Raw genomic sequence first — 21,502 nt, 5'->3', positions numbered from 1 at the left:
GTTTAATATGATACTAATTTATCGAAATTTTAAGGAGAATAATATATGGAAGACTTTTTTATTATCAAACTAGGTGAAGATGAATATAGTAATAATTTAGAATATGATGATATGGCAATTGATTATTGCATTGATATATTAGATATTCCTGAAGAAAAGATTGAAAGTGTAAATATAATTGGTGAGCACAAATTAGAATTAACACTTTCAAATTTAGAACAAGAAGATGTTGCTGAAGATTGGTATGTTAACCTGCATAAAATCAGTGAATAATCCAAGAATTTTTAAATGCAACTAAGTTGCATTTAAATATATAATTGCTATTATTCTTATATTTTTTAGAAGAACAATATTGATAATAATTATTACTATAAGGTTTATTTAATAATTATTTGATTATTATTTCATCACGCGAATTTAGTTTTTCTAAAAAATACACAAGGAATAAAATGAAAAAATTAAGTTTAGTAGCAAGTTTAACTCTATTAAGTTCTACTTCTGTTTTTGCTGATTCTAACTCAATTGATGAAGCATTTAAAAATGGTAAAGTAAGTGGAGATATATCTGCTCACTATGAGACTTGGGACAGAAATGGTGGAGAAAAAGATTCAGGTTTTTCTACTCCTTCAATTGGACTGAGATTTGAAACTGACACATTTAAAGGGTTTAGTGCAGCTGTTGGTTTTAGAGGAAATACACAAACTTCTGAAGAACATAACAGTGATTATGAAGATACTATGATGAATAATGGAGATGTAACTGAAGCATTTATCCAATATGATAATGACATCTTTACATTAAAAGCTGGTAGACAAGAGATGGATTTAGAGTGGTTAGGTGATTACAATGATGGTGTAATTGCAGTATTAAAAGCAATTCCATATACTACTTTAACTGCTGGTTATACAAATAGACAAGCAGAAATTACTTTAGATACACATGATGATTTTCATAGATTTGAAAATAAAAAAGGCGACGATTCTGCTGGATTTGTAATTGATGGTAAAATTGAGCCACTTAAAGGTTTAGTATTTAATCCATATTTTTATACAGCAGATGATATTGCAGATTACTATGGTCTAAAAGCAACATATGATAATGATTTGTATGGTTTTACTGCTCATTATGCTCAAACAAATGAAGATAATCCAAATGGTTCAAATGATAAAGATGGTGATATCTTAAATTTAGAAGCGAGACTTAATATTGCTGATGTAAACTTCACTTTAGGTTATATAAAAACAGATAGTGAGGGAGGAATTGGTTCACTTGACACACTTGGAGATAATATTGATCCAACTGAAGAATTAACAGATGCTGTATATGGTGTTGATGCACAATCTTACTATTTAGGCGTTGGTTATACATTTAAAGACTTAGAACTTTCTGCACTTTATACTCATACAGAACATGATAATGACAATTCAAAACAAGTTGATGATAAAGAGCTTACTCTTGCAGCAGGATATTCTATTACAGATCATTTAGGAGCAGAAGTAATCTATACAGATTCAAATATAGATAAGAATTCTGATCTTAATGAAGGTAAAGACTACTCAAAATTTGTAGCTAATTTAGTTTACACTTTTTAAAAACAATCTCTTTTTAAAACAAATATATAGGTAAAAGGCTAGAGTTTAAACTCCAGCCTTTTTTTATGTTAAATTTATTGATAATAAGTATCAATATTAAACTTAATTTAAGATTACTTCCTGTAATATTTTAATAATGATTATCATTAAAGGAATGAAAATGATTTCACAATTTGTTTTACAAAATAAAAAAGACTTAGTAGAACCAACTGGTTGTACTTGTTAAAATAAAAGGGAAAAAAATGAGTGTATTAATAATTGGTGGTGATAAAATTTCACACATTTCAACTATGTTAGAAAGTTTAGGTGCAAAAACAATTAATCATTGGGATGCAAGGAAGAAATCTTCAGCTCCAAAAAAGAAGATACCTCAAGATACTGATTGTATTATTATGCTTACATCATTTTTAAACCATAATACAATGCTTAAATATAAAAGTGAAGCTAAGAAAAAAGAGATTCCTTTTGTATGCGCAAAAAGAAGCATAAATTGTGTTTATGATGAATATGTAAAAATTATGGGCGTAAAAGATTGTAGTGAGTGTTATGCAAATTGTGAGAACAAAAGATGAATATGCAATTTAATTTAAAAGATGATTTTTTAGGTTTTATTGGAACAACAGAATTTTTACCAAAAGATTTTGATCAATTTACTTCAACAAAAAGATTAAGACAATTATTCTTAGTTTTAAGTAATAATATTTTAAAAGATGCATGTTTTTTTTCAAAGTATGAACAAAGAAAACTATCTTCATTTAATCTTAGGCAAGCTTTTATTTATAAAATAAATCAGCTATTGCCAAGTAATATTTTAAAACAGACAAACAAAATAAAAAGTTTCAACTTTTGCAAAAACTCTACTTTGATTATAAATGCGTACAAAAATAAAAAAAGTTTTTATATTAGTACGACAAATGTAAAATTATTAAATGTAGCAAAATTAATCTCATATTGTTATACAAATAATGAGATTCAATTACTTTTAGATAAAGATTTACTTTTTCATGAATTTGTTTATCAAAAAGTAAAAAGATTACATAAAAATAAAGAAGTAAAAGATTTAGGCAATGCAATATCAATAAAAGGCAAAAATGTAAATTCACTTAAAATTTACACTTCTTGGAAAGATATTCAAACAAATAAACCAAATATAAAAGATGAATTAGAGTATGCAATAAAAAGCATAAAAAATGAGAATTATGAGCAAGTATATTTAGTTTATCCAAAAGCAAATGACTTTAAAAGACATATTCCTGTTTATGTAGATGAACTAAAAAACAAAAACTATGTGATTAAGGCAATTCCTTATTCACTTAGGTCAACAATAAGATAAGGAGATTTAATAAATGGCAACTGCACTTTTTTATGCTAGTAGCACAGGGAATACTGAAGAAGTAGCAAATACAATAGCAAATAAACTCGATAATATAGACATTTTTAATATATATGATAATAATTTAGAGAATATAAATAATTATGATAAATTAATTTTGGGCACTCCTACTTGGGGAGAAGGGGATTTGCAAGATGATTGGGACGAAATATGGGATAAGTTTTGTAACTTTGATTTAAAAGGAAAAACAATCGCATTATTTGGTTTAGGAGATCAAGAAAGCTATGGCGATGAATTTTGTGATGCACTTGGAATAATGTATGAACAAGTAGTAAAAGCAGGTGCAAAAGTTACTGGATTTACTGATATTGAAGATTATGAATTTGAATATTCTAAAGCACAAAAAGATGATAAGTTTGTAGGACTTGTTCTTGATGAAGATAACCAAGATGACTTAACAGAACAAAGAATAGAAAACTGGATAGCACAAATAAAAAAAGATATAATATAAAAAACAAGCCTGAACTTAGGCTTGTTAATCTACGCACTTTACCCTACTAACATTTTAATTTATACTAATTTTAAATTTTATTATCTTAATATATATTATAAAAATTTATAAGGAGCTTACAATGACAACTGCAATATTTTACACTAGTAAATGCAAACATGGAGAAGATGTTGCAAAAAAGATTTCAAAAGAATTTGGTGATATTCGAATTTTTGATATTGCTGTTACAGGTAGTGAATATATAAATGATTTTAAGCATATAATATTTGGTGTACCAACAGCAAATAATGGCCAAATGCAACAAGATTGGCAAGAAATCTGGAGTGATTTTAAAAAAACAAATTTCAAAGATAAGACAGTTGCAATATTTGGGTTAGGCGATCAAGTTAAATATCCAAATGAATTTGCAGATGCGATGAAATATGTTTATGATGACTTAGTAAAAAGTGGAGCTATCATTGTAGGTTTTACAAATATTGATAGTTATGATTTCAAAGATTCAAAAGCAGTAATAAATAATAAATTTGTAGGGCTTGTTATAGATGAAATAAATCAACCACAATTAACTGATGAAAGAATTAAACAATGGGTAGAAGCAATCAAAGACGACATAGAACATGAGTCATCTTAAATTTTTATTAACAAAATTGATAAGTCTTTCAAATAAGACAATATTTATCCTATTTAACTAAAATTACAAAAAAGAAATAAAGGATTGATATATGTCAACGGCTATATTTTATGCAAGTAGTACAGGGAATACTGAAGAAGTTGCAGAAAAAATTGCAGATAAATTAGGTATCACTGATTCATTTAATATAACTAACAATCAAAAAGATATTGAAAAAATTAATAACTTTGATAAAGTAATTTTAGCTACTTCTACTTGGGGAGATGGCGATTTACAAGATGATTGGGATGAAAGTTGGGAAGATTTTAAACAAATAGATTTTTCAAATAAAACAGTTGCATTAGTTGCACTTGGAGATCAAGATGGATATGATGATACTTTTGTAAATTCACTTGGGACAATGTATGAACAAGTAGTAGAACAAGGTGCAAATGTAATTGGATTTACTTCTACTTCTGGATATGACTTTGAAGAATCAACTGCTGTTAAAGATGACAAATTTGTTGGTTTAGTTATTGATGAAGATAATCAAGATGATTTAACTGATGAAAGAATTGAAAACTGGATTGAAGATATTAAAAGTGAGATTTTATAAATATTAAGGTTTATCCTTAATATTTATTAGTAATACTATTTTGATTTTTCTTGACAATCACCACAAACACCATATAATTGCATTGAGTGACTAGTAATTTTAAATTTATTTTTCTTAGCTATTTTTTCTTGTCTTTTTTCAATTTCATCATCAATAAACTCTACAATTTTTCCGCAATTTGTACAAATTAAATGATCATGATGAGACTTAGCATTACTTTCATATTTTTTACCTTCAGTTCCAAAAGCAATTGATGCAATTAAATCAACCTCTTCCAAAAAACCTAGGGCTCTATACACAGTAGCAATACCAATATTTGAATCTGGATGCTTTTCTTTAATTTGATTATATACTTCTTCTGCACTTAAGTGATCTTCTGCATTAATAAGAATATCAAGCACAATTTCTCTTTGTTCAGTATATTTCAAACCTTTTTGTTTTACGATTTTTTTAAGTTCTTCGATTACTTCTTCATTATTTGCCATTAAAATACGCCCTTAAAATTTATAAATACTATAGTATATCTAAAGTTAGCAAAAAATTCAACTATAAGTTATATAAGTTTTTTTTATTTTTGTTTCAGTTTCTTTTTATTTTTGTCAGGTTGATAGAGCATATGATGCCATAGTGCAAAACCACAAAATGCAGCACCTGCTACTATATGTGTTTTCTTTGCAATTTTATTTTTCATAAACATTGAAGTAACAACTGTAGCTCCCAAAGTTGCTGTCATTCCAATTTTAGCAACCTCTTTTTTTACTTCTGCATCAACTTTCATTCCTTTTTTTCCTTCTTTGTCTTCTTTCAATAGTCTTTTTTGTACCTTTAAAAGTCTCATAAGTTAAAGCTGCTGTTAATGCAGTAGCTAATGGTAAAAGAATAGGCATATAAATACTCCTTATGATAATGTATATCAATATTATAACTATGTTAAGTTTAAATAAAACTGATACTAATTATCATAATAATATTTATAAGCTATTTTTTCACACCTCTTATAGAGTTTAAAAGTAAACCAATAGTAGTACCATTATGTAATACTGCTGTTACAATAGGAGAAAATGCTCCTAATGTTGCTCCACCTAAAATTGCTGAATTAATTCCAACTGTTGCTTTAAAGTTTGTATTTATCAAATTCATAGTTTTATTTGCAAGTTCTTTTGAATAAACTACCGCATCAATATCATCTTTTAATAAACTCACATCTGCAGTTGCCTTTGCAATATCAGCACCTTTACTCATTGAAATTCCTACATTTGCAGAAATTAATGCAGGGGCATCATTTATCCCATCACCAACAAAAGCAACGTTTCTACCTTCATCAATCATTTTTTTAACTATTGAAGCCTTATGCGTAGGTAAAAGTTCTGAATAAACCTCATCAATTCCTAATTCTTGAGCTACCATTTTGGCTTTCTTATCAACATCACCTGTAAGCATAACAGTATGTTTTACACCTAATTGTCTCAATTTTTCAATTGCTGATTTTGAGTTATCTCTTATTTTATCTGCTAATGCAATTGTCCCTAAAAGTGTACCATCAAAACCAATATATAATAAAGTTTTACCTTCATCTATACTTTTTTCAATTTTATCTTTATGAACAGAAAAATCTATTTTTTCATCATCTTCTAAAAAATGTCTACTTCCAATTACTACAGATTTACCTTCAACTTCAGTTTTTACACCATGTGCAACAATAAATTCTACTTCTTCATGGTGCATATGTACAAAGCCTCTTTGTTTAGCAGCTTTAACTACAGCTTCTGCTACTGGATGGAAATAGTGTTCTTCTGTACTTGCTGTAAGGTTTAATAATTCTTCTGCTGTCCATTCATCATCAAATGAACAAACATCAATAACTTCTAAATCCCCTTGCGTTAAAGTTCCTGTTTTATCAAAAATAAATGTATCAACATTTGATAATGCTTCAATAGATTTTGCACCCTTAATCATAATTCCTTCATGTCCAGCTTTTGAAATTGTTGATTTAAAAGCCACAGGAGTTGCAAGTTTTAAAGCACAAGAGTAATCTGCTTGTAAAATCGAAGCCACTCTTTCAAAATCTTTAGTAAACAAATAAGATATACTTGCCAATCCAAGTGTAACAGGAACTAATTTATCAGCTAATTTTGTTGCTTTTAATTGTACTGATGATTTTTCATTTAATGAGCTTTCTATATAATGTTTTATTCTTTGTGTTGCAGTATTTGCTCCAACATGTTCAGCCCATATTTTTAATCTACCCTCTTCTAAAACAGTTCCAGAGATAACTCTATCACCTCTTTGTTTCTTTACAGGTTCAGCTTCTCCTGTCATTGAAACTTGATTTACACTTGCATCTCCATGCATAATATGACCATCAACAGGAATTGTACTTCCCGCAGAAACAATTACAATATCTCCAACTTCAATATCTTCTGTAGCTACTAAAACTTCAACTGTTTTTTCATTTTCTTTCTTTTCAATCCAAGCTTCTTTTACATTAGGTTTTGATAACTCTTTTAATAAATCATCACTTTTATGTACAGTCGTCTCTTCTATATACTCACCTAACTCTAACATTGCATTTGTAGAATTTGCTGCAAGATAATCTTTTCTATATACAGAAATCCCAACAGCTGCACTTTCTAAAACTTTTGAAGTTAAACCTTCACTAAAAAGTTCTTTTGTTCCTTGTGTTAACATAGGAATAGCAGCTGCTGTTGTAACTGTAGCTTTAGCTAGATTATTTCTTATGAATCTTTCTGCTACTAATGCACTACTTGCTCTTACAACACCTGATAAACTTGGTTTTTCATCACTTACGCAATTTACACAAACTGCATTTTCTTCACAATTAGTAGATAATAAATCATCCAATGTAAGTTTTTTTAAAACATTTTCAATATTTTCTTTTATATCTTCTTGTATATAAAAAATAACACTAAATGCTTTTTTATTTATTCTTACATCTGAAACACCTTCAATATTTTGTAAATATGATTTCAAAATATTTTCATCAATATAATCTTCTTTTAATAAGAAGTATTTATATCTTAATCTATTAGGTGTTTCATGTACTTTTTTAAAATATTTATTCATTATAATATCTTTTATTCTTGATTTGCTTCCATTGCAGCTTTAGCATCTTCCATTCTCTCTTTCATCTCTTCCATACCGGCTTGAAAAAGTTGAGTTCCTTTTGATACTGCTTTCATTATATTATCTTGAGCACCTTTATTTGTAAGAAGATACGTAACTGCTGCACCAATTAATGCTCCTTTTACAAAATCTCCTGTATTAAAGCCGTCTTGTACTTGCACTTGTTGCATTGGATTAATTGTATTTGTAGGCTGATTAACATATGGATTTTGATTTACATTTACATTTTGGTTTTGAGCTGCTCTTGTATTCTCTATATTCATATCATACATATTTTGATTGTTATTTTCATTCATTATAAATTATCCTCTTGTATTAAGATCTCTTCATTTTGATTATCTACTTCTTCATATTTTTCATCTAGCTTTTCATCAATTACTTCAACAGCATAAATTCCTGCCATTCCTACACTAAGTGCAGTTAACGCTTTTAAAAAGCCACCTTGTTGTCCTAAGTAATTAGCTGTAGATATTGCTGTACCTGTTGCAATTGCACCTTGTGTTGTCTTTTTAACTGTATCTTTAATCGCATCTCTTGAAGAAATTTTTTGCTCTTTTGCTTTTTTATAATTAATTGTTCCTGATACAACTGCACTTGCCACTGCTCCACTTACTATATGTCCTATAACATTTCTTGGTGTACCTGTATTAATTACTCCGCTTTGCATTCTTTTTCATCCTTTGCCTCAATTTTTTCTATATTTTCTTGTTCTTTAGCTTGTAATTTTTTTGCTTGTTTTTTCTCTTTTATGCACTCTTTTGTTGCATCAATAGTATCTTTTACATCTGATACTACTTCTTTACCTTGTTCTACTTTAGAGCATGTGTACTCTTTTGATCTATCAATTACTTCTTGTGTTTTTTCTTTGATAAAAGAACTTTTTCTAAATGCTAAAACTGCCCCTGCCCCGATTGCAAGACCTGCTACAAATGGTAATGCCATAACTTACTCCTTGTTATTTTCTTGTGAATAATTATTTAAAAAAGCAACTAATGCTGCACCAAGACCTGCTCCACTTATCATAGAGATATTTAACTTACTTAAAATTTCAGTTATTTTATTTTGATCTATATTTCCAGAAGCAACATCTTCTAAAAGCATTTGATATTCATTTGCTTTACTCATCATATCTTCAACACTATTTAAACTTGTTGATTGATTTAATCCATTATAATGATTTAATACACACTTTCTAAATGCAGGAAGATGATTGTTATATGATGCTGCTTGTAACTTAAATAGTATATCTTTAATATCTGGTTGCTTTGTATTTGCAATCAAATTATCATACATTGCAATATTATTTATTTCACTTGCAACACCAAGTTCACAACACTCAATATATGAATTTGGTACTTTTATTTTTTCTTGCCAATCATTTATTGGAACTTCAACATTATACTTTTGTAATAAAGGCATTAATGCACTATAATGAACAGCCTCTGCTTCTTTTATATTTATAAAAGGCTTAATTGCCCCAAACTTTTCAATTATTTTTGAATATGTTTCATAAGCTTTAAACTCATCATATACAGCTATTCTTAATACTTGTGATTCAACAGCTTGTTCACTATTTAAATCAACTCTTTGAGAAAGAAGTATATTTTCATCAAGGTTAACCACTACATCACCTCCTTAGCTAAATTATTTATGATTTCTGTAATTTCATCTAAATTTTGTTTATTAATTAAATCTTCCCAAACTTGTGGCTTAAAAACATGTGGATCATAAGTAATTGTAACTGATGCAACAATCTTATTTATTTTTATATTTTTAATACCATTTATTTTTGAAGGTAAATTTTCAATATCTTCTATGGATATATTTTCACTCTCATTTTTAATCTTAGGATTTACTCTAACTCTTAATCTTCCTGGAGTATGAGCAATAATAGTAAAATACCCTGCAATATTTATAATATCTTCTGTTTTAATCACTGTAATCCTTTAATAATGATAGTTTTGCTAAATAAGTTTTAAGCTTACCTTAATATAAATTTAAACTCATTATCAATTAGAGTTCTATTTTGATAATTAATTATATAATAAAAAAACTATTTTACATATAAAAATATTTTTTAACTAAAATGTTATTAATTATCATTATAAATTAAGAATTATTATCAAATTTGAAAATTATTTGAAAATTATTATCATTATTAAGTAGTTTTAAATTTTAAGTCTATTATAATTTTAAAAATATTAAATATTTCAAAGGATTTTTATGAGATTAAGTGAACTTAATAAAGGAGAAGAAGCCACAATATTGGCATTAAATTGTGATAGCTCTTTAAAAAATAGATTTTATTCTTTTGGTTTAACAAAAAATACAAAAGTAATAATAGAAGAAGTAACATTAGCAAAAAATACAATTGAAGTTAGAATAAATACAACTAAAATTGCTATAAGATTAACAGAAGCAAATAAGATTGAGGTAACAAAATGAATAAAAAAATTATAAAGATTGCCCTCGTTGGTCAACCAAATGTTGGTAAAAGTATGCTTATCAATTCAATTTCAAATGCAAAACTAAAAGTTGGTAACTTTTCAGGAGTTACAGTTGCAAAAGAAGAAGTAATATTTAAATATAAAGATTATAGAATTGAAATAGTTGATTTACCTGGTGCTTATTCATTAAATGACTATACATTAGAAGAAAGAGTTACAAAAGAATTTTTGGAAAATGAAGATTATCACATTATATTAAATGTACTTGACTCTACAAACTTAGAAAGAAATCTATATCTTACATCTGAATTATTAGCTTTTGATAAAAAAATGATTCTTGCTTTAAATATGAATGATGAAGCAAAAAAAGAGAAAATAAATATAGATGAAAAACAATTAAGTAAAATTATTGGTAAGCCTTGCATAAAAACAAGTGCAGCTAATAAAGAAGGAATTGATAATTTAATTGAGCAAATTGTTAATAAATATGAAAATGAAAAACTTCCTACTAAACTTATCTTTTCAAATGTTATTGAAGAAGAGATCTCTAATATTGTTAAATTTTTTAATGAAATAAAATACGATACAAATTTTTCATATAGAGAAATTGCAATAAAACTTTTAAGAGAAGATAAAAAAACTTATAAATTTTTTCATGAAGAACCAATATGGACAAAACTACAACCAATTTTAAATGAAGCTTTTAATCATATATCTATTCATTATGATACAAAAGATATGGAAGATATTTTTAATGATGCAAAATTTGCATTTGCAAAAGGTATTGTAACAGAAACAGTTACACAAGATAAAATAGAAAAAAAAACAATTACAGAAAAGATTGATGCAATATTAATTCATAAAATATTTGGATTGCCAATTTTCCTATTTTTAATGTGGGGATTATTTCAATTAACATTTGATATTGGTAATATTCCAATGGACATGATTGATGCATTTTTTGCAAAACTAATTGATGGAACAAAAGAACTTCTTGGAGATAACCAAATCTCATCTTTAATTGCAGATGGTGCAATTGCTGGTGTTGGTGCAGTTGTTTTATTTATTCCAAATATTGTAATTTTATTTTTTGGTATTGCACTACTTGAAACAACTGGATATATGAGTAGAGTAGCATTTTTACTTGATGGTTTCTTTCACAAATTTGGACTTCATGGAAAATCATTTATTCCTTTAGTTACAGGTTTTGGATGCTCAGTTCCTGCATATATGGCTGCAAGAACACTAAAGAATGAAAGAGATAGACTACTTACACTATTTATTATAGGTTTTATGTCTTGCGGAGCAAGGCTTCCAATATATGTACTTTTTACAGGTGCATTTTTTAGTAAAGAAAACGCTGGTAATATTTTATTTTTAATATATATAGGTGGTGCAATTTTAGGTTTAATTGCTGCAAAAGTATTAAAAATTGTAGTATTTAAAAGTGAAGATGAACCTTTTGTTATGGAGATGCCTAAATACAGACTTCCTTCAAGTAAGTTAGTTTGGCATACTGTATCAAATCAAGCGATGATGTATCTAAAAAAAGCGGGTACATTTATTTTAGCAGCATCTCTTTTAATTTGGATAGCAAGTAATTATCCAAAACATCCTGAAGTTGAAGCATCATTTAATCAAAAAATTGAATTAGCTGCAACAGATGAAGAAAAAAATGCTTTACAAAATGAATTATCTCTTTATAACTTAGAAAACTCATATTTAGGATATATTGGGAAATTTTCAGAACCATTATTTGCACCTTTAGGATTTGATTGGAGAATGTCAGTTGCACTTGAAACTGGACTTGCTGCAAAAGAGATCGTTGTTTCTACTTTAGGTATATTATATGGATTAGGTGATCAAAGTGATGAAAATTCAGAAAGCTTAATAGATAAAATCAAAAATAATATAACTTTCCCTGCTGCAATGGCATTTATAGTATTTGTAATGATTTATTTACCTTGTTTAGCTGCATCGATGGTCTTTACAAGAGAAGCTGGAGGATGGAAATATCTTGGATATCTATTTGTATTTACAACAGGTACTGCTTGGATATTATCTTATATAACATATAATGTCATTTCATTAATAATAGCATAAGTTAAAACTTATGCTATTATTGACAGTCTTCGCAAATACCGTAAATTGTCATAATATGATCTTTTAATACAAATTTATTACTTTTTGCTACGACTTCTTGTTGTTCTTCTATTACATCATCATTAAACTCTATAATCTTACTACATGAAGTACAAATCATATGATCATGATGCAAAGATAAATTTAATTCATACCTTTTTGCTCCATCACCCACATCAAGTGATTTAATAATATTTAATTCTTCAAAAAATTTAACTGCTCTATAAACTGTAGCAATTCCCATATCAATTTTATATTTATCTTTTGATATTTTTACAAGTTCTTCTGCACTTAAATGCTTATCAGTAAAATATAATATTTTTAAAAGGTAATCTTTTTGTGTTGAATTTTTGAAACCCAATTTAGAAACTGTTTTCTTGAAATTTTCTAAGAATGAATCAAAACTTTGTTCATGCTTTTCCACGATTAAAATCCTTTTAGAGTAATTATTAATACCCCAAGAGAAAGCCCAACTGCATAGAACTTCCATAAATTACTATGAATTTTTTTATTATGTTTATTTAAAAACCCCTGTTGTGGGCAATTCTTTTTCATATGTATCCTAGTTTATTAATTTTTTAAATATTACTGAATTAAAACTTAATCATGTATTAATCTTGATAATAATTATCGTTTTAATATAATATTAAGTTTATTAAGTATAGAATTTTATATATTTAAGGAGTGAATATGTTAAATATTAGTTTAGCTTTAGCAAGTCAAGTTGCTAGAAATGCACTAGTTGGTGCAATTGCAACAAAAGTAGTTGATACATTTATAACAACAAAAGTTAACAATAAAAATGATCAAAAAAAATGGCTAAGAACAACAAAATTAGAAGCATTTTCAAAATTATCACAAGAGATACTATCTATAGATTTAAACAATTTAAAAGATGAAAATACTAGATCCATAAAAGAGTATAGTGCAAAAACAATACTTTTATTAGAAGATAAAAAACTTATGAATCAAATAGAAGATTATTTAACAAACCTTATAAATTTAAATAAAACTTCAGATGACAGAAGTAAAGATATGAAACAAATATTAGATAAAAAAGGTATTGATTTAGTTATGAATTTAAACAAAAATTTGAAAAAAATATAATCATTTTATTTCAAATTTTGTTTGGTAAGTTTTCTTACCATCGATTACTTTAAATATCCACTCACCTTTTTTTCTTCCGTCTTTATATCTAAAATCATAAATAGAGCCATGTTCAGGGGGAATAATCATCTCCCTTTTTCTTGATATTTCATTATCAGGGTCAATCCACTCAAATATAACTTTTTTTTCATAATCTACTCTTGTTTGTAGATATTTGCAAATTATAGAATTTTCATCTTCAAGAATAACACAATCAACATGCTCTTGTTTCTCTTCTTGTGCAAAAGTGTAAGTAAAAATTAAAAACATAAGTAAAACTAGCTTTTTCATAGACTATTCCTTATCATTTATATTCATATATTTTAATAAAATATATTTAATGGGTGCGTAAAATGTAGTTAATATAACTACTGCAATTATTAATTGAACAACTTTTCTTAAATTATTTGTATCTTCAAAAAAGACCAAACTTAAATAATGACTTATTAATAATGCAATTACAGTTGTAATCACAATAGAGATTATTGAAACTATATTATAGCTCATATTTTTTCCAAATTGTATCTTCTTTTAATGAAGCTCGATTTGTTAGTATTTCAAATGGTTTATATAATTCTTTATATCCCATGGAAAAATGATCTTTTATCCAATAACCTAAATAAATATAAGGAATATCTAACTCTTTTGCAATTTTAATTTGTGCTAATATAGAAAATTTACCTAAAGATAAATTTTCATAATCATGGTCATAAAAACAATAAATAGCTGAAATTGACTTTGGTAAAATATCAACTAAAGCAACTGCTATTAGTTTTTCATCTCTAAAATATAAAAACTCTTTTGTGAACTTATCTTTTCCTTGAACATATGATCTTACATAATCATCAGGTGTTATTGGTTGATAAGGCCACTGCTTTTTATCATGCATATATTTATGATATTTATCATATAAATTTAAATGATCTTTTGTAATACTTGGAGTTTGTATATATAATTTTGTATCTTTATTTTTACTAATTACTCTTTTTTCAGATTTTGAAAATTTATAATTTTTAGCATCAATTCTCATACTTATACATTTTGTACAATTTGCACACTCTGGAACAAAATGCATTTTCCCAAATCTTCTCCACCCATGTTCAAGCATATTTTGATACTCTTCTACACTGCAGTGGTTCATATATCTATATCTCATATCTGATATTTCATCATCAAAATATGAGCACTGTCTATTCTCTTCTACAAACTCTAAATCTTCATTTAATATATGCATAATTACTCGTTGATTTTCTCTTTTATTTCTTTTGCTATTTTAGTTATTTTATCAATTTTTTCATTATTAGATAACGAATCATCAATTATATGCTTAACAAAAGCACTTCCTACTATAACTCCATCAACTCCAACGGCTTTTTCTTTACAACTTTTTTCATCAACTCCAAAGCCAATATATAAAGGTGTATTTGAATACTGTTTTACAGTTTTTATAATATTTGATAAATCTTCATTTTTACCACTTCCTGTTATCCCAGCATAAGCAACCATATAAATAAATTTTTCAGAATCTTTTACAACTTTTTCAATTCTTTCTTTTGAGTGAGTTGGAGCAACAAAACTTATAATAGATTGTTCATATTTTTTTGCTAACTCTTTATACTTTTGAGCTTCACCAAATGGTAAATCAGGAATTATTTCACCTTGGATATTAAACTCTTTTGCTTTTTTAAAAAATTTTTCCATTCCATAGTGAAAAAATGGGTTTAAATATCCCATCCACAATGTATCCATTTGTGGTGCAATTTTAGAAGATACATCAAATAAATCTTCTAAAGAAAAGCCATTTTTCAATGCTAGCAAATTCGCTTTTTCAATAACTGGTCCATCAGCAACTGGATCTGAAAATGGAATTCCTAATTCTAATGTATCAACTCCAGCTTCTTTCATGCTTAATGCTAAATCGACTGTAAAGCTATTTTCAGGGTAACTAGCTGTTATATAACCTACAAGTTTTTTCAAAATAAAATCCTATATTTAACTATTTTAGTTATAATAGTAACATAAAATAACAAGATAACAGATTAATAAAAATTAAAAAATAGTTTATTTTAAGGAAGATATTTTATGAGTATAATAAAAAATGACTTTGAAAAAATGACAATAACAAAAATCAAAAAATCAAAAAATAGTAAGAAACTTACGATGATAACGGCATATGATGCACTATTTTCAAATCTGTTTAAAGATATAGCTGATTTTATATTAGTAGGAGATAGTCTAAATATGAGTTTTGCAGGAAAAAATGATACTTTATCTGCAACACTAGAACAAATGATTTATCATACAAATGCAGTTTGTACTGGTGCACCACAAGCATTTGTAATTACAGACATGCCTTTTGGAACTTATAATACAAAAGAACAAGCTTTAGAAAATGCAATAAAAATTTATCAACAAACTAACGCTTCAGCAGTTAAAGTTGAAGGTGGAGAAGATAAAGCACATATAGTTAAACACCTAACATCTAACTCAATTGCAGTAGTTGGACATATTGGTTTAATGCCTCAATATGTAAGAAGTGAAGGTGGATATAAAGTAAGAGGAAAAACAAAAGAGGATGAAGAACAACTAATAAAAGATGCAATTGCCATTGAAAATGCAGGTGCATTTTGTATTGTTGTTGAAGGTGTATTAAGTAATGTAGCACAAAAAATAACTAAATGCGTAGATGTTCCAGTTATTGGAATTGGTGCAGGAAATGTAACAGATGGCCAAGTTCTAGTTTGGTCTGATATGTTAGGTTTCTTTGATGAGTTTAAACCAAAATTTGTAAGACGATACTTAGATGGTGCAAACTTAGTAAAACAAGCAGTAAATCAATATAGAAATGATGTTCAAAATGCATCTTTTCCAAGTAAAGAGGAAGAGTATTAAAAAATGGAAAGATTAGTCGAAGTAGAACAAGTATCTTTTGAAGAGGACAAAAGCGAAGTAAATTTAAGACCCTCTTCTTGGGATGATTATATTGGACAAGAAAAAATAAAAAAGAACCTAAAAGTATTTATTGAAGCTTCAAGAAAAAGAGAAGAAGCTTTAGATCATATTCTTTTTTATGGACCTCCTGGATTAGGTAAAACTACCCTATCTTACCTTATTTCAAATGAGATGAATTCAAATATAAAAATCACTGCTGGACCAATGATAGAAAAAAGTGGAGACTTGGCTGCAATTTTAACTAATCTTGAAGAAGGTGATATTTTATTTATTGATGAAATTCATAGATTAAGCCCAGCAGTTGAAGAGATTTTATATCCTGCAATGGAAGATTATAGACTTGATATTATAATAGGTTCAGGGCCAGCAGCTCAAACTGTAAAAATTGATTTGCCAAGGTTTACACTAATTGGTGCAACTACAAGAGCTGGTATGTTATCAAATCCTTTAAGAGAAAGATTTGGTATGCACTTTAGAATGCAGTTTTATACAAATGAAGAGTTAGCAAAAATTATAAAAATTGCAGCAGAAAAACTAAATAAAACTTGTGAAGATGATGCTGCATTAGAGATTTCAAGAAGAAGTAGAGGAACTCCAAGGGTAGCTTTAAGATTACTAAGAAGAGTAAGAGACTTTGCAGAAGTAGAAAATGAGCAAACAATTATAAGAAGTAGATGTAAATATGCATTAGATGAACTTGGAGTAAATGATAGTGGTTTTGATGAAATGGATATTAATCTTCTAGAACTTCTAGTTTCAAATAAAGGTAAGCCAATGGGATTATCAACTATTGCTGCTGCACTTAGTGAAGATGAAGGAACAATTGAAGATGCAATTGAACCATACTTATTAGCAAATGGATTTATTGAAAGAACAGCAAGAGGAAGAGTTGCAAGTATAAAAACATATGAAATGTTTAGATTATCATACCCAACTGATGATGATGCTACAAAAGGAACATTATTTTGAAACCACAACATTTTTTAATTGCAATAGGAATTGCAGTTTTATTTTTCTTAATACAACTATTTAATCCTTTTCTAAAAGCAATTTTTGTTGCATTATTATTAACTGTAGCTACAAATACATTGGATATTTCACTTACAAACAAACTAAAAAGTGAAACATTAAGCTCAATAATAATGACTATTTTATTGGCTGTAATATTTTTTGTTCCAGTGATGTATTGTATATTTTCTTTTGCAAACTATCTTAATCAACTAGATCAACAAGCTATAATAAAAAACTATAAAGAAATTGAAAACTGGATAATGAATATTCCAAATAAATATGACTTTATAAAACAGCAATTAAGTTTATTACTTGATAAATTTGACATAGCAGAGAGTATTAAAGATATGCTTTCTATTGGTGCATATTTAGGAAAAAATTCAGCTTCATTTATGATGGATATGATATTAATATTAGTATTTTATTTTTTCTTTACATTATATGGAACAAATATTTCTCATTATGTAAAAGATATTCTTCCTTTAAAAAAAGAAGATGCAAATACACTTTTTTATGAATCAACAAATGTAATGAGTATAGTTTTATACTCAATATTAATAACAGCTATATTAGAAGGTATGTTATTTGGATTTTTTATATCTCTATATGGATATAATGGCTTTTTATTAGGAGTTTTATATGGCTTTGCTTCTTTAGTTCCTGTTGTTGGAGGTTTACTTATGTGGTTGCCATTGGGTATTTATGAAATCATAAAAGGTAATTTATATGATGCTCTTGTAATAATTAGTTATTCAATTATTGTAATTTCAATTATTGCAGATACATTTATTAAGCCAATTATTATAAAATATATAAATCAAAGAATAGTAAAAACACCAACAAAAATAAATGAATTATTAATATTTTTCTCAATAGTAGCAGGACTTTCGACTTTTGGATTTTGGGGAATGATTATTGGTCCAGCAATGGTAACATTTTTTATATCAATTGTTCAACTTTTAAAAAAGTATAGTTCCGATATAATATAAAAAAATAATTAAAAGTGGGAGATTAATGAATATCGATTTAAAAGAGTTAAAAACAATAACTTTACTATATGTAGAAGATGATGATATTTTAAGGACACAAACTTTAAATATTTTTGAAAAAGTTTTTAAACAAACTTTAATTGCAACTAATGGTGAAGAAGGTCTTAATTTATTCAATGAATACAAAGATGAACTTGATATTATTGTAACGGATTTAAATATGCCCAAAATGAATGGATTAAAAATGGCAGAAGAGATTCATAAAGTATCAAAAACTATTCCTATTATCTTTACTACTGCATATACAGATGAAGAGAGTTTATTAAAAGCAATCTCTTTAAATGTTGATAGCTATATAACAAAACCTGTAAAAATAAAAGATTTAACTAACTCAATCTTAACTTCTGTAAAAAAATATAGAGAAAATAAGAATCTTTATAAAACAACAAAAGCCTTAGCAAATGAGATGATTACAACAAAGAAAGATTATGATCAATTAAAAGAAGAATTTGATTTTAATAAAAGAAAATTAGAATTTTATATGTTTCTTTCTGAACATTTTATACCGTGTATAAAACTTGATAATTTAGGAATTATCACAGATATTTCTAATCAATTTAAAAATATTTATAAATACAAAACTGAAGATTTAAGAGGTAAACAAATACATAGCTTAACAAATAATGCTTCAAATATTCAAAAGAAAATGCTTGAATCTTTAAAAAATAAAGAACCAATTGAGTTTGAAGAGAGTTTTATCACTGCTGATAACCAAGAGATAAAATTCAATAATATTATATACCCACTTTATGAAAACAATGATTTATATGCAAGCGGATATATAATTTATCAAGCTTTGGATATGTAAATTTTAAAGCTATCTATTCTCCAGATAGCATCTCTCCTTTATATCCCATCACCCCACTATTTAAATTTGTTACTGATTTAAATCCCATATCTTGCATGATTTTTTTACAATATGCACTTCTACTTCCACTAAGACAATAAACAATAGTAGGTTTATCTTTTTGATTTTCTATTTGTTCTAAACTTTGATAAAATGAAGTTGTAGGAACTAAATAATCAACACCTTTAATTCTTTGACCTACCCACTCCATCCATTCTCTGTTATCAACAAGATTAAAATCTACATATCCTAATTCTCTTGCTTCAAGCAGCGATTCAAGCTCATCTGAATCAATAAGCTCTTTTTTTAATAACTCTTCACACTCTTGCTTTGATAAACCTCTTGAGTGAGAGTGAGATACTTCTTTTAACTCTTCATCTTTTTTTAATTTATTGGCATATTCTTTAGTACAATAAATACCACAGTGACATGAACCTGTATTTGGAATCTCATTTTCCAATGCAGGAGTACATGGACAAAGTCTATTTTCTTCATTTTTTCTTTGTTCTTCTAAAGTGTTTCCAATAACCATAAAACATGGACAAAATCTTGTACCATAAATCATCTGATTTCTTGTCAGACCTTGCTGAATTGATTCATTTATCTCTTCATTTGGATTAAAAACAAAACCATATTTATCTAAAACATCTTCAGTATATTTTTTTGTAAGTTCAAATTCTGTTTCAAATTCTTCAGAATTCATATCAATTTTTTTAATCATAATTACCCTTAAACAATACTTTTTATCGTATTATAAACAAGTTTTGTTTAATTTATTTGAAGTATTTAATTATAAGTTTTTCTTAATTTACTTTTTATTTAAAGTATATAAATAAACTCATCAAAAAAACTAAAAATAAAATTTCAATACATTATATGTTTTGGTTCAAGGAAGTGATAGAGTAACTTTAATAAAAACACCTATTTCAATACATCATATGTTTTGGTTCAAGGAAAATCTAACACTAGATAAAGTTGTATTTGAACACTAATTTCAATACATCATATGTTTTGGTTTAAGAAGATGGAAAAAAATATTCAAATGCCTATTTTTCAAAATTTCAATACATCATATGTTTTGGTTCAAGCTATTTCATAGCCTAAATCATTTAAAACTTCTGTATTTCAATACATCATATGTTTTGGTTCAAGTAATTAAAATCTATTTCATATTCTTTTTTTAACATCATTTCAATACATCATATGTTTTGGTTCAAGTATATTGAAGATACTGACACAGGAGATTTTAATCCATTTCAATACATCATATGTTTTGGTTCAAGCTTTTTGCGTATTTCTTGTATATCTTCTTCTATTATTTCAATACATTATATGTTTTGGTTCAAGTTTTACACAAACTAGTTTCGAGGGGTACCCTATAAATTTCAATACATTATATGTTTGGGTTCAAGAATGTGATGCAAGGCTTAAGAACCAAAAAAGCTTATTTCAATACATTATATGTTTTGGTTCAAGAAACTTTAACTCTCTCCATAGCTGCTGTTTTGTTTTATTTCAATACATTATATGTTTTGGTTCAAGCTTACAAAACAAGCACATCACAAAGCCTTTACAGATTTCAATACATTATATGTTTTGGTTCAAGGAATACATGAGACATAGCGGAAAAATATTTATTTCATTTCAATACATTATATGTTTTGGTTCAAGATGGACCAATGCAGCAGATGCATATATTCCATTTGACAAAATTTCAATACATTATATGTTTTGGTTCAAGGAAAGTGGTGGGCATAAGTGGGAAGGTAGTGATACTAATTTCAATACATTATATGTTTTGGTTCAAGAGAAGTTAAACCTTTAAATGTTTGGGTTTATACACAATTTCAATACATTATATGTTTTGGTTCAAGGCATACATTCCTTGCTTATATTTTGATTCTATTATATTTCAATACATTATATGTTTTGGTTCAAGCAAACATTTCTTTTTACAAGAGCAAATATAGAAAAATTTCAATACATTATATGTTTTGGTTCAAGAATGTCTTCTGCTACACCATAAGACTTTGATCTATATTTCAATACATTATATGTTTTGGTTCAAGCATCAAATCAAAGGGCGATAAAAGGTATCAAGA

The 21,502-nt window shown here is 27.0% G+C and carries 29 protein-coding genes and 1 CRISPR repeat array (1 of these 30 only partly in view); of the genes, 14 read left to right on the top strand and 15 right to left on the bottom strand.

Annotated features, from left to right (window positions below; genetic code table 11):
* Positions 1 to 45: 45 nt before the first annotated feature.
* The 7 genes from CRU93_RS02275 to CRU93_RS02245 all read left to right on the top strand — a co-directional run bounded on the left by CRU93_RS02275 (position 46) and on the right by CRU93_RS02245 (position 4,662).
* Entirely contained in the window at positions 46 to 273 is a 228-nt protein-coding gene (locus tag CRU93_RS02275) for a hypothetical protein (RefSeq protein WP_129102559.1), read from the top strand.
* 176 nt (positions 274 to 449) lie between these two features.
* Positions 450 to 1,592 (top strand): Opr family porin, encoded by a 1,143-nt coding sequence (locus tag CRU93_RS02270; RefSeq protein WP_129102558.1) that lies wholly within the window; start codon positions 450 to 452, stop codon positions 1,590 to 1,592.
* A 242-nt stretch (positions 1,593 to 1,834) separates the two neighbouring features.
* Complete coding sequence (locus CRU93_RS02265) at positions 1,835 to 2,164, top strand: DUF2325 domain-containing protein (RefSeq protein ID WP_129102557.1); 330 nt, start codon at positions 1,835 to 1,837, stop codon at positions 2,162 to 2,164.
* 2 nt (positions 2,165 to 2,166) lie between these two features.
* The gene (locus tag CRU93_RS02260; protein ID WP_129102556.1) at positions 2,167 to 2,925 is read left to right on the top strand and encodes a hypothetical protein; all 759 of its coding nucleotides are present in this window, start codon (positions 2,167 to 2,169) and stop codon (positions 2,923 to 2,925) included.
* 13 nt (positions 2,926 to 2,938) lie between these two features.
* A complete protein-coding gene (locus tag CRU93_RS02255; protein ID WP_129102555.1) occupies positions 2,939 to 3,436 on the top strand; it encodes a flavodoxin in 498 nt (165 codons plus the stop codon).
* A 121-nt stretch (positions 3,437 to 3,557) separates the two neighbouring features.
* Positions 3,558 to 4,067, top strand: coding sequence for a flavodoxin (locus tag CRU93_RS02250; protein WP_129102554.1), 510 nt, complete (start codon positions 3,558 to 3,560; stop codon positions 4,065 to 4,067).
* A 91-nt stretch (positions 4,068 to 4,158) separates the two neighbouring features.
* The gene (locus tag CRU93_RS02245) at positions 4,159 to 4,662 is read left to right on the top strand and encodes a flavodoxin (RefSeq protein WP_129102553.1); all 504 of its coding nucleotides are present in this window, start codon (positions 4,159 to 4,161) and stop codon (positions 4,660 to 4,662) included.
* 35 nt (positions 4,663 to 4,697) lie between these two features.
* On the opposite strand, the gene CRU93_RS02240 is transcribed toward CRU93_RS02245, so the two are convergent.
* The 8 genes from CRU93_RS02240 to CRU93_RS02205 all read right to left on the bottom strand — a co-directional run bounded on the left by CRU93_RS02240 (position 4,698) and on the right by CRU93_RS02205 (position 9,743).
* Entirely contained in the window at positions 4,698 to 5,147 is a 450-nt protein-coding gene (locus CRU93_RS02240) for a Fur family transcriptional regulator (protein WP_375153640.1), read from the bottom strand.
* Positions 5,148 to 5,230: 83 nt separating this feature from the next.
* Positions 5,231 to 5,440: a hypothetical protein gene (locus CRU93_RS02235; RefSeq protein ID WP_129102551.1), complete on the bottom strand. Its 210-nt coding sequence runs from the start codon at positions 5,438 to 5,440 to the stop codon at positions 5,231 to 5,233.
* 200 nt (positions 5,441 to 5,640) lie between these two features.
* Entirely contained in the window at positions 5,641 to 7,746 is a 2,106-nt protein-coding gene (locus CRU93_RS02230; RefSeq protein WP_129102550.1) for a heavy metal translocating P-type ATPase, read from the bottom strand.
* A gap of 11 nt (positions 7,747 to 7,757) precedes the next feature.
* Positions 7,758 to 8,102 (bottom strand): YtxH domain-containing protein, encoded by a 345-nt coding sequence (locus CRU93_RS02225; RefSeq protein WP_129102549.1) that lies wholly within the window; start codon positions 8,100 to 8,102, stop codon positions 7,758 to 7,760.
* A complete protein-coding gene (locus CRU93_RS02220; protein WP_129102548.1) occupies positions 8,102 to 8,473 on the bottom strand; it encodes a hypothetical protein in 372 nt (123 codons plus the stop codon). Before CRU93_RS02220 ends, CRU93_RS02225 begins: the two co-directional genes overlap by 1 nt.
* On the bottom strand, positions 8,458 to 8,748 hold the full coding sequence (locus tag CRU93_RS02215; protein ID WP_129102547.1) for a YtxH domain-containing protein: 291 nt from the start codon (positions 8,746 to 8,748) through the stop codon (positions 8,458 to 8,460). The genes CRU93_RS02220 and CRU93_RS02215 overlap by 16 nt, the downstream gene beginning before the upstream one ends.
* Positions 8,749 to 8,751: 3 nt before the next feature.
* Complete coding sequence (locus CRU93_RS02210) at positions 8,752 to 9,429, bottom strand: DUF2202 domain-containing protein (protein ID WP_129102546.1); 678 nt, start codon at positions 9,427 to 9,429, stop codon at positions 8,752 to 8,754.
* On the bottom strand, positions 9,429 to 9,743 hold the full coding sequence (locus CRU93_RS02205; protein ID WP_129102545.1) for an HMA2 domain-containing protein: 315 nt from the start codon (positions 9,741 to 9,743) through the stop codon (positions 9,429 to 9,431). Before CRU93_RS02205 ends, CRU93_RS02210 begins: the two co-directional genes overlap by 1 nt.
* A gap of 286 nt (positions 9,744 to 10,029) precedes the next feature.
* Here CRU93_RS02205 and CRU93_RS02200 point away from each other — a divergent pair, with 286 nt between their 5' ends.
* Positions 10,030 to 10,251, top strand: a complete 222-nt coding sequence (locus CRU93_RS02200; RefSeq protein WP_129102544.1) for a FeoA family protein — start codon at positions 10,030 to 10,032, stop codon at positions 10,249 to 10,251.
* Positions 10,248 to 12,356, top strand: coding sequence for a ferrous iron transport protein B (gene feoB, locus CRU93_RS02195; RefSeq protein ID WP_129102543.1), 2,109 nt, complete (start codon positions 10,248 to 10,250; stop codon positions 12,354 to 12,356). The genes CRU93_RS02200 and feoB overlap by 4 nt, the downstream gene beginning before the upstream one ends.
* Positions 12,357 to 12,372: 16 nt before the next feature.
* On the opposite strand, the gene CRU93_RS02190 is transcribed toward feoB, so the two are convergent.
* Positions 12,373 to 12,819 carry a Fur family transcriptional regulator gene (locus tag CRU93_RS02190; protein ID WP_258238804.1) on the bottom strand — a complete coding sequence of 149 codons (447 nt, stop codon included), beginning with the start codon at positions 12,817 to 12,819 and terminating at the stop codon, positions 12,373 to 12,375.
* Between the two features lie 2 nt (positions 12,820 to 12,821).
* Positions 12,822 to 12,950 (bottom strand): hypothetical protein, encoded by a 129-nt coding sequence (locus CRU93_RS14310; RefSeq protein ID WP_258238803.1) that lies wholly within the window; start codon positions 12,948 to 12,950, stop codon positions 12,822 to 12,824.
* Positions 12,951 to 13,085: 135 nt separating this feature from the next.
* Here CRU93_RS14310 and CRU93_RS02185 point away from each other — a divergent pair, with 135 nt between their 5' ends.
* Complete coding sequence (locus CRU93_RS02185; protein ID WP_129102541.1) at positions 13,086 to 13,502, top strand: hypothetical protein; 417 nt, start codon at positions 13,086 to 13,088, stop codon at positions 13,500 to 13,502.
* On the opposite strand, the gene CRU93_RS02180 is transcribed toward CRU93_RS02185, so the two are convergent.
* From CRU93_RS02180 to trpA, 4 genes are read right to left on the bottom strand one after another with little or no spacing between them, the layout of a single operon-like run.
* Complete coding sequence (locus CRU93_RS02180; protein WP_129102540.1) at positions 13,503 to 13,832, bottom strand: hypothetical protein; 330 nt, start codon at positions 13,830 to 13,832, stop codon at positions 13,503 to 13,505.
* Positions 13,833 to 13,835: 3 nt separating this feature from the next.
* Positions 13,836 to 14,048, bottom strand: coding sequence for a hypothetical protein (locus CRU93_RS02175; protein ID WP_129102539.1), 213 nt, complete (start codon positions 14,046 to 14,048; stop codon positions 13,836 to 13,838).
* Positions 14,038 to 14,775, bottom strand: a complete 738-nt coding sequence (locus tag CRU93_RS02170; protein WP_129102538.1) for an arginyltransferase — start codon at positions 14,773 to 14,775, stop codon at positions 14,038 to 14,040. The genes CRU93_RS02175 and CRU93_RS02170 overlap by 11 nt, the downstream gene beginning before the upstream one ends.
* Positions 14,776 to 14,777: 2 nt before the next feature.
* Entirely contained in the window at positions 14,778 to 15,518 is a 741-nt protein-coding gene (trpA, locus tag CRU93_RS02165) for a tryptophan synthase subunit alpha (protein WP_129102537.1), read from the bottom strand.
* Between the two features lie 105 nt (positions 15,519 to 15,623).
* Between trpA and panB the strand changes: the two genes are divergently transcribed.
* From panB to CRU93_RS02145, 4 genes are read left to right on the top strand one after another with little or no spacing between them, the layout of a single operon-like run.
* A complete protein-coding gene (gene panB / locus CRU93_RS02160) occupies positions 15,624 to 16,433 on the top strand; it encodes a 3-methyl-2-oxobutanoate hydroxymethyltransferase (RefSeq protein ID WP_129102536.1) in 810 nt (269 codons plus the stop codon).
* Between the two features lie 3 nt (positions 16,434 to 16,436).
* Entirely contained in the window at positions 16,437 to 17,462 is a 1,026-nt protein-coding gene (ruvB, locus tag CRU93_RS02155) for a Holliday junction branch migration DNA helicase RuvB (RefSeq protein ID WP_129102535.1), read from the top strand.
* On the top strand, positions 17,459 to 18,493 hold the full coding sequence (locus CRU93_RS02150; protein WP_129102534.1) for an AI-2E family transporter: 1,035 nt from the start codon (positions 17,459 to 17,461) through the stop codon (positions 18,491 to 18,493). The genes ruvB and CRU93_RS02150 overlap by 4 nt, the downstream gene beginning before the upstream one ends.
* A gap of 25 nt (positions 18,494 to 18,518) precedes the next feature.
* The gene (locus CRU93_RS02145) at positions 18,519 to 19,361 is read left to right on the top strand and encodes a response regulator (RefSeq protein ID WP_129102533.1); all 843 of its coding nucleotides are present in this window, start codon (positions 18,519 to 18,521) and stop codon (positions 19,359 to 19,361) included.
* A gap of 13 nt (positions 19,362 to 19,374) precedes the next feature.
* On the opposite strand, the gene CRU93_RS02140 is transcribed toward CRU93_RS02145, so the two are convergent.
* The gene (locus CRU93_RS02140; RefSeq protein ID WP_129102532.1) at positions 19,375 to 20,121 is read right to left on the bottom strand and encodes a ferredoxin-thioredoxin reductase catalytic domain-containing protein; all 747 of its coding nucleotides are present in this window, start codon (positions 20,119 to 20,121) and stop codon (positions 19,375 to 19,377) included.
* 140 nt (positions 20,122 to 20,261) lie between these two features.
* A CRISPR array of direct repeats spans positions 20,262 to 21,502; the repeat unit is 30 nt; unit sequence ATTTCAATACATTATATGTTTTGGTTCAAG; it runs 1,874 nt beyond the window's last position.

The sequence above is a fragment of the Arcobacter sp. CECT 8985 genome, from assembly GCF_004116495.1.
GTDB lineage: Bacteria > Campylobacterota > Campylobacteria > Campylobacterales > Arcobacteraceae > Malaciobacter.
The sequence above is the reverse complement of the archived record's forward strand: the minus strand, read 5'-3'. Positions and strand labels throughout refer to the sequence as shown.